Annotated in this window: 8 protein-coding genes; 7 read left to right on the plus strand and 1 reads right to left on the minus strand. The window is 55.2% G+C overall.

All coding sequences use genetic code 11. The features are described from left to right. Positions 1–108, minus strand: a 108-nt coding sequence (locus ACIPZE_RS23585) for a DnaA N-terminal domain-containing protein (RefSeq protein WP_400775632.1), incomplete at its 3' end; no start/stop codon positions are given. A 567-nt stretch (positions 109–675) separates the two neighbouring features. Between ACIPZE_RS23585 and rpmH the strand changes: the two genes are divergently transcribed. The 7 genes from rpmH to rsmG form a co-directional block, all read left to right on the plus strand. Further along, positions 676–810: a 50S ribosomal protein L34 gene (gene rpmH, locus ACIPZE_RS23590; protein ID WP_003213577.1), complete on the plus strand. Its 135-nt coding sequence runs from the start codon at positions 676–678 to the stop codon at positions 808–810. A 16-nt stretch (positions 811–826) separates the two neighbouring features. Further along, complete coding sequence (gene rnpA / locus ACIPZE_RS23595; RefSeq protein ID WP_400775634.1) at positions 827–1,228, plus strand: ribonuclease P protein component; 402 nt, start codon at positions 827–829, stop codon at positions 1,226–1,228. Then, positions 1,221–1,466, plus strand: a complete 246-nt coding sequence (yidD, locus tag ACIPZE_RS23600; protein WP_010465488.1) for a membrane protein insertion efficiency factor YidD — start codon at positions 1,221–1,223, stop codon at positions 1,464–1,466. The genes rnpA and yidD overlap by 8 nt, the downstream gene beginning before the upstream one ends. A 2-nt stretch (positions 1,467–1,468) precedes the next feature. Further along, positions 1,469–3,148, plus strand: a complete 1,680-nt coding sequence (gene yidC / locus ACIPZE_RS23605) for a membrane protein insertase YidC (RefSeq protein WP_129386930.1) — start codon at positions 1,469–1,471, stop codon at positions 3,146–3,148. A gap of 79 nt (positions 3,149–3,227) precedes the next feature. Next, positions 3,228–4,598, plus strand: coding sequence for a tRNA uridine-5-carboxymethylaminomethyl(34) synthesis GTPase MnmE (gene mnmE, locus ACIPZE_RS23610; protein WP_400775618.1), 1,371 nt, complete (start codon positions 3,228–3,230; stop codon positions 4,596–4,598). A 550-nt stretch (positions 4,599–5,148) separates the two neighbouring features. Continuing rightward, positions 5,149–7,047 carry a tRNA uridine-5-carboxymethylaminomethyl(34) synthesis enzyme MnmG gene (mnmG, locus tag ACIPZE_RS23615; protein ID WP_129386924.1) on the plus strand — a complete coding sequence of 633 codons (1,899 nt, stop codon included), beginning with the start codon at positions 5,149–5,151 and terminating at the stop codon, positions 7,045–7,047. Further along, positions 7,044–7,416: 16S rRNA (guanine(527)-N(7))-methyltransferase RsmG (gene rsmG / locus ACIPZE_RS23620; RefSeq protein ID WP_400775621.1), on the plus strand; the 373-nt coding region annotated here is incomplete at its 3' end. The genes mnmG and rsmG, both read left to right, overlap by 4 nt.

A 7,416-nucleotide genomic window follows, 5' to 3' on the forward strand; every position in this document is an offset into this window, starting at 1 on the left:
GTAGCCTTGGTATTCGACTTGTAGTTGACTGATACTGGTTTTGAATTGTTGGGCAGGCAGCTCCTCGCGCAAAAGCTCCACGCACTGCTGCCAAAGTTCCACTGACACGGATATCCCCTAAGTTGAAAGCCGGTGAGGCAAAAACAAGCGGCCATTGTAGCGGCGAGCCGCCCACTTATCCACATGCAGGTAGTCAGCTGCGCACGATTTATCAATGCGTTAAATGACAACAAAGCGACCAACGGTGTGTGAATAAGCTCTGTGGATAACCCGCTCTAAGGGCACTGGACAACTGGGGGTTGAACTCGGTGGATAACCTGCCTGTGGATAACAGCCCATTCCACACACAGGTTATCCGACAGTGCAGCACAGGCTGAACACGGTTTTCCACTGTAGTTGTCATCCTCTGTACATCAGGTGAAACAAGGCCTGAGAGCAGTTATCCACAGAAGATGGTGGCCCTAGCTTTTATAAGCTTTACAGAAAAGCTTTAAATAATTCCCTTCTTTATTTTTATATTTGGCGAACAGGCTGTCAGCCCAAGAAGGCATCGAGATCTATTTATAAGGAAACGCTGGTTGGAAATTGACCTGAAGGCTTGCTTTCTCTAGAATCCCCGGTCTCTTAAAACGGGGGCCATTCCGGCCCGTTGTGGACGAACCAGGTAACACGACAATGAAACGTACTTTCCAACCAAGCACTATCAAACGCGCCCGTACCCACGGTTTCCGTGCTCGCATGGCTACCAAGAACGGCCGTGCAGTCCTGTCGCGTCGCCGCGCCAAAGGTCGTGCGCGTCTGGCAGTTTGATAATCCGGTACTGGAGGTGAGTCAGGACTTCAGTCGGGAAAAGCGTCTGCTTACCCCCCGGCATTTCAAGGCAGTCTTTGACTCCCCTACCGGCAAGGTTCCGGGGAAAAATCTCCTGCTCCTAGCACGCAACAACGATCTTGATCACCCCCGTCTCGGGCTGGTTATCGGGAAAAAGAGCGTAAAGCTCTCCGTTGAGCGCAATCGCCTCAAACGTTTGATGCGCGAATCATTCCGTCTGCACCAGGATTCACTGGTCGGCTGGGATATCGTTATCGTCGCGCGCAAAGGTCTGGGCGATGTAGAAAACCCCGAATTGATTCAGCATTTCGGCAAGCTCTGGAAGCGTCTGGCACGCAGCAAGCCAGTTTCAGAAGTCAAAACCGAAACTGTAGGGGTAGACAGTCCTGATGCGTAAACTGGCCCTCGTTCCGATCCAGTTTTATCGCTATGCCATTAGTCCTTTGATGGCCAGTCATTGTCGTTTCTACCCCAGTTGTTCCTGCTACGCGTATGAAGCCATTGAAAATCATGGCCTTCTGCGCGGTGGCTGGCTGACCTTTCGTCGTTTAGGTCGCTGTCATCCGTGGAATCCCGGTGGTTATGACCCGGTTCCACCTATCCCTACCTCCCGTTCTTCTTCGATGGCCGAGTAATCATGGATATCAAACGCACGATCCTGATCGTCGCCCTGGCAATCGTGGCCTACGTTATGGTCCTTAAATGGAACCAGGACTACGGTCAGGCTGCCCTGCCGACTCAGAATGTTGCTTCCAGTACGACTACATCCGGTTTGCCGGACACCGCCACTGGCAATAATGCTGCCGCCAGTGACGATATTCCGCGCGCCGCTAGCGATACCAGCGCACCTGCCGAAACACCGGTAGCCGCCAGCAAGGATCTGATCCAGATCAAAACCGACGTGCTCGATCTCGCGATCGATCCACAAGGTGGCGACGTTGCCCAACTGACCTTGCCTCTGTATCCACGTCGTCAGGATCGTCCTGATGTTCCGTTCCAGCTGTTCGATAATGGCGGCGAACGTGTTTATCTGGCACAAAGCGGTCTGATCGGCACCAATGGCCCGGATGCAAATCCAGCCGGTCGTCCGGTTTACTCCTCGGAGAAGAAGACTTATCAACTGGCTGACGGTCAGGACCAACTGGTCGTAGACCTGAAGTTCAGCAAGGACGGCGTCAATTACATCAAGCGTTTCACTCTGAAACGCGGCCTGTATGACGTAGCCGTTTCCTACATTGTGGATAACCAGAGCGCTCAGCCCTGGAACGGCGCAATGTTTGCTCAGTTGAAGCGCGATAACAGCGCCGATCCTTCGTCCACAACCGCTACTGGCACCGCGACTTACCTGGGCGCCGCCCTGTGGACAAGTTCGGAGCCGTACAAGAAAGTGTCCATGAAGGACATGGACAAGGCGCAGCTGAAAGAAACCGTCACCGGTGGTTGGGTAGCCTGGCTGCAACACTACTTCGTGACTGCGTGGATTCCGGCGAAGGGCGAAAACAATGTCGTCCAGACGCGTAAAGACAGCAAAGGCAACTACATCATCGGTTACACCGGTCCGACACTGACCGCTGCTCCGGGTGCCAAAGTTGAAACCAGCGCTGTGCTGTACGCCGGTCCGAAAAGCCAGGCTGTGCTGAAACAGTTGTCCCCAGGTCTGGAACTGACCGTCGACTACGGCATTCTGTGGTTCATTGCCCAGCCAATCTTCTGGCTGCTGCAACACATCCACGCCATCGTCGGTAACTGGGGCTGGTCGATCATTTTCCTGACCATGCTGATCAAGGGTCTGTTCTTCCCTCTGTCGGCTGCCAGCTACAAATCGATGGCGCGCATGCGTGCCGTTGCACCGAAACTGGCTGCACTGAAAGAACAGCATGGCGATGACCGGCAGAAAATGTCGCAATCCATGATGGAGCTGTACAAGAAAGAGAAGATCAATCCGCTGGGCGGCTGCTTGCCGATCCTCGTGCAGATGCCGGTTTTCCTCTCGCTGTACTGGGTTCTGCTGGAAAGCGTGGAAATGCGCCAAGCGCCGTTCATGCTGTGGATCACTGACCTGTCGATTAAGGATCCGTTCTTCATTCTGCCGATCATCATGGGCGCAACCATGTTCATCCAGCAGCAGTTGAACCCGACTCCGCCGGATCCGATGCAGGCGAAGGTCATGAAAATGATGCCAATCATCTTCACCTTCTTCTTCCTGTGGTTCCCGGCTGGTCTGGTGCTGTACTGGGTAGTGAACAACTGCCTGTCCATCACCCAACAGTGGTACATCACGCGTAAGATCGAACGGGCTACCAAAGCAGCCGCTTGATTTACACTGTGGATAACCACTCAAAACGCCCCCTAGTGGGGCGTTTTGCTATCTGTCATTTTTGTCTGGATTCCGGTTAATGAGCGTACCTCGTGAAACCATCGCTGCTGTCGCCACCGCTCAAGGTCGCAGCGGTGTCGGCATCGTCCGTATTTCCGGGCCGCTGGCCAGCGTTGCCGCACAAGCCATCAGCGGCCGCGCACTGAAACCGCGTTACGCCCATTACGGGCCGTTTTTCAGTGATGACCAGCAAGTGCTCGATGAAGGTCTGGCGCTGTATTTCCCGGGGCCGAACTCGTTCACCGGTGAAGACGTGCTGGAACTGCAGGGCCACGGCGGCCCGATCGTTCTGGATATGTTGCTCAAACGTTGTCTGGAACTGGGCTGCCGTCTGGCGCGTCCGGGGGAATTCAGCGAACGCGCGTTCCTCAATGACAAACTCGACCTGGCACAGGCCGAGGCGATTGCCGATTTGATCGAAGCCAGTTCTGCACAGGCTGCACGTAATGCGTTGCGCTCATTACAAGGCGCTTTTTCCCAGCGTGTGCATAACCTCACCGAACAGCTGATCGGGTTGCGTATCTACGTCGAAGCCGCCATCGACTTCCCGGAAGAAGAAATCGACTTTCTCGCCGATGGTCATGTTTTGAGCATGCTCGACAAAGTTCGCAGTGAGTTATCCACTGTGCTGCGCGAAGCCGGGCAGGGTGCTTTGCTAAGAGATGGCATGACGGTGGTGATTGCCGGCCGTCCGAACGCTGGTAAATCGAGCCTGCTCAATGCCCTGGCCGGACGTGAAGCGGCGATTGTTACCGAGATTGCCGGCACTACTCGGGACATCCTGCGGGAACATATTCACATCGACGGCATGCCGCTGCACGTTGTCGATACTGCAGGCTTACGTGATACCGATGATCAGGTGGAAAAGATCGGCGTCGAGCGAGCGCTGAAAGCCATCGGTGAAGCCGATCGGGTTTTGCTGGTAGTCGATGCAACCGCACCGGAAGCGCTCGATCCGTTTGCGTTGTGGCCGGAATTCCTCGAAACCCGCCCGGATCCGGCAAAAGTTACCCTGATCCGTAATAAAGCCGATCTGACCGGGGAAGCAATTGCCCTGGAAACCAGTGAAGATGGCCATGTGACGATCAGTTTGAGCGCCAAATCAGCCGGTGAAGGGCTGGATCTGTTGCGCGACCATCTCAAAGCCTGCATGGGCTACGAGCAGACGTCTGAAAGCAGTTTCAGCGCTCGCCGCCGCCACCTTGAAGCGTTGCGCCACGCCAGCGCAGCCCTTGAACACGGTCGCGCACAACTGACTCTGGCGGGTGCCGGCGAGTTGCTGGCCGAAGACCTGCGTCAGGCTCAGCACTCTCTAGGGGAAATCACCGGGGCATTCAGCTCTGATGATCTGCTGGGACGGATCTTTTCCAGCTTCTGTATCGGTAAATAAACCTTCCGCTATCCACAGACAGGTCCATTCGCGACCTGTCTGCACCTCCTCTTTCTCCAAACCTTTCTCCAGCCGGGCAGATTCCTCTCCCTGAGCGGATTTCTCGTGCCCGCTATTTCATCATTTGCCGGTTTTCTGTGGATTAAGCCCTGTGAATAACTGCCACTGAGGTCGGTTGATAACAGGGCTTCAAAACTGGATATAACCGCCCCTGTGGATAACAAGCTCTTTCATCCACAGGCTTAGACCGGTTATCCAAGCCCCTCATTGGCACATGAACACAGGGTTTTGAAACTCTGTACATATTGAATATAAAGGCTTGTAGAGATCTATCCACAGAAAGGTGCCTCAGTAGAAATAAACATAAAAACAAAGGTTTTATAAATTTCTCTCTTTTTTATTCTTTTAACCTCGAGTTCTCCACAGCTGGTTAAATTTTGTGCAAAGGGTTCTTTAGGAAGGGCGAAGTCCCTATACTTGTCGACCAGGTCCAAAAACCTGATCTCAAACTATTCCTGAATTACCTACTTAAGCAGGCACGAGGTGCGTGGTGGATTTCCCTTCCCGTTTTGAAGTGATCGTCATCGGCGGCGGTCATGCCGGTACCGAGGCAGCACTGGCCTCAGCACGTATGGGGGCAAAAACCCTGTTGCTGACGCATAACGTGGAAACCCTCGGTGCCATGAGTTGCAACCCGGCCATCGGTGGCATTGGCAAAAGCCATCTGGTCAAGGAAATCGATGCCCTTGGCGGCGCGATGGCCATGGCTACCGACAAGGGCGGCATCCAGTTTCGCGTGTTGAACAGCCGCAAAGGCCCAGCCGTACGAGCAACCCGTGCGCAAGCCGACCGGATTCTGTACAAAGCCGCTGTCCGCGAAATTCTCGAAAACCAGCCGAACCTGTGGATATTTCAACAAGCCGCTGACGACCTGATCGTCGAGCAGGAACAAGTCCGTGGTGTGGTCACACAAATGGGTCTGCGTTTCCTTGCTGATTCAGTGGTATTGACCACCGGTACGTTCCTCGGCGGACTTATCCACATCGGGTTGCAGAATTTTTCTGGTGGTCGCGCCGGTGATCCGCCGTCGATCGCCCTGGCTCACCGTCTGCGTGAAATGCCATTGCGTGTCGGTCGCCTGAAAACCGGCACCCCGCCGCGTATCGATGGCAAGTCTGTGGATTTCTCGGTGATGACCGAGCAGCCGGGCGATACGCCGATCCCGGTGATGTCGTTCATGGGCAACAAAGAACAGCATCCACGCCAGGTCAGCTGCTGGATTACTCACACGAACGCCCGCACCCACGAAATCATCGCGGCGAACCTCGATCGTTCGCCGATGTATTCCGCTGCCGGTGAAATCGAAGGCATCGGCCCGCGCTATTGCCCGTCGATCGAAGACAAGATCCACCGCTTTGCCGACAAGGAAAGCCATCAGGTGTTCATCGAACCGGAAGGTTTGACCACCCACGAGCTGTATCCGAACGGGATATCCACAAGCTTGCCGTTCGACGTGCAATTGCAGATCGTGCAATCGATTCGCGGCATGGAAAACGCGCACATCGTGCGTCCGGGTTACGCGATCGAATACGACTACTTCGATCCGCGCGATCTGAAGTACAGCCTCGAAACCAAAGTCATCGGCGGTCTGTTCTTCGCCGGGCAAATCAATGGCACCACCGGTTACGAAGAAGCTGGCGCCCAAGGTTTGCTCGCGGGTGCCAACGCCGCACTGCGCGCCAAGGGCAAAGAAGCCTGGTGCCCACGTCGCGATGAAGCGTACATCGGCGTATTGGTCGACGACCTGATCACCCTCGGCACTCAAGAGCCGTACCGCATGTTCACTTCGCGTGCCGAGTACCGCCTGATCCTGCGTGAAGACAACGCCGACCTGCGTCTGACCGAAAAAGGCCGCGAGCTCGGCCTGGTCGATGACGCGCGTTGGGCGGCCTTCTGCAAGAAACGCGAAAGCATCGAACTCGAAGAGCAACGCCTGAAAAGCACTTGGGTTCGCCCGAATACGCAGCAAGGCGATGCGATTGCCGAAAAATTCGGCACGCCGCTGACTCACGAATACAACTTGCTCAATCTCTTGAGTCGTCCGGAAATCGACTACGCTGGTCTGGTCGAAGTGACCGGCAACGGCGCCGAAGATCCACAGGTCGCCGAGCAGGTTGAAATCAAGACCAAGTACGCCGGTTACATCGACCGTCAACAGGACGAAATCGCCCGTCTGCGCGCCAGCGAAGACACTAAATTGCCTGTGGATATCGATTACACCAACATTTCCGGTCTCTCCAAGGAGATCCAGAGCAAGCTCGGCGCGACTCGTCCAGAGACGCTTGGCCAGGCTTCGCGGATCCCGGGCGTGACCCCGGCAGCGATTTCGCTGTTGATGATTCATTTGAAAAAACGCGGCGCGGGCCGTCAGTTGGAGCAAAGCGCTTGAGTTCTAAGGTCACTTCGCAACACGCCGAAGAGTTATCCACAGGAGCCCGCGAGCTCGGTGTCAATCTCACTGAAACCCAGCACGAACTGCTGCTGGGTTATCTGGCCCTGTTGATCAAATGGAACCAGGCCTACAACCTGACCGCCGTGCGTGATCCGGACGAAATGGTCTCGCGGCACTTGCTCGATAGTCTCAGCGTGATGTCGTTCATCGAAAACGGCCGTTGGCTCGACGTCGGCAGCGGCGGCGGCATGCCGGGGATCCCGTTGGCGATCCTGTATCCGGACGCGCAAGTGACCTGTCTGGACAGCAACGGCAAGAAAACCCGCTTCCTGACCCAGGTCAAACTCGAACTCAAACTGGATAACC

Source organism: Pseudomonas sp. NPDC089741 (genome assembly GCF_044748825.1).
Classification (GTDB): domain Bacteria; phylum Pseudomonadota; class Gammaproteobacteria; order Pseudomonadales; family Pseudomonadaceae; genus Aquipseudomonas; species Aquipseudomonas helmanticensis.